The sequence below is a fragment of the Dietzia sp. DQ11-38-2 genome, from assembly GCF_014145055.1.
Lineage (GTDB): Bacteria > Actinomycetota > Actinomycetes > Mycobacteriales > Mycobacteriaceae > Dietzia.
Genome location: NZ_JAALDW010000490.1, coordinates 1 through 731, shown reverse-complemented (window position 1 = coordinate 731; position 731 = coordinate 1). Strand labels below are relative to the sequence as shown.

At 71.4% G+C, this 731-nt stretch carries 1 protein-coding gene; it reads left to right on the top strand.

Features of this window, described 5'->3' with window-relative positions; genetic code table 11:
• Nucleotides 1-731, top strand: a 731-nt coding sequence (locus G6026_RS17640; protein WP_277815618.1) for a proton-conducting transporter membrane subunit, incomplete at both ends; no start/stop codon positions are given.

Here is a 731-nt window from a genome sequence, read left to right as displayed (position 1 = left end):
TCGGCCCGGCCGGATACGCCCTGGCGATCATGCACCTGCTCACCCACGGCTTCTTCAAGGCCGGACTCTTCCTCGGCGCGGGATCGGTCATGCACGGGTTGGACGACGAGGTCGACATGCGACGGTACGGCGCCCTCCGCACGGTCATGCCGGTCACCTTCGTCACCTTCGGACTGGGGTACCTCGCGATCATCGGCGTCCCGCCGTTCGCCGGCTTCTACTCCAAGGAGGGCATCATCTCCGCGGCGTTCGACGTGGGTGGCGGCGGAGCGGCCGGCTACCTGCTGGGCGCGGTGGCGCTCCTCGGAGCCGGTCTGACCGCGTTCTACATGACTCGGGTGATGATCCTGACCTTCTTCGGCCGACGGCGCTGGCGGGACGGCGCGCATCCCCACGAGTCACCGGTGTCCATGACGGCGCCGATGATCGTCATCGCGGTGGGGTCCGTGGCCTCCGGAGCCCTGCTCGCGATCGGCGGGCGGCTCGAGGACTGGCTGGCCCCGGTCGTGGGTGGACACCACGTCGAGCACGTCGTGCCGGTCTGGCTGGTCACCACCGCCTCACTGGTGGTCGTGGCCGCCGGGATCGCCATCGCGGTGCGGCTGTACGGCCGGGGCGAGATCCCGCTCGAGGTGCCGCCGGACGCCTCCGCACTCACCCGGGCCGCGCGCCGGGACCTCTACGCCGATGCCGTCAACGAGGGGGCCCTGATGCGGCCGGGCCAGGCCCTG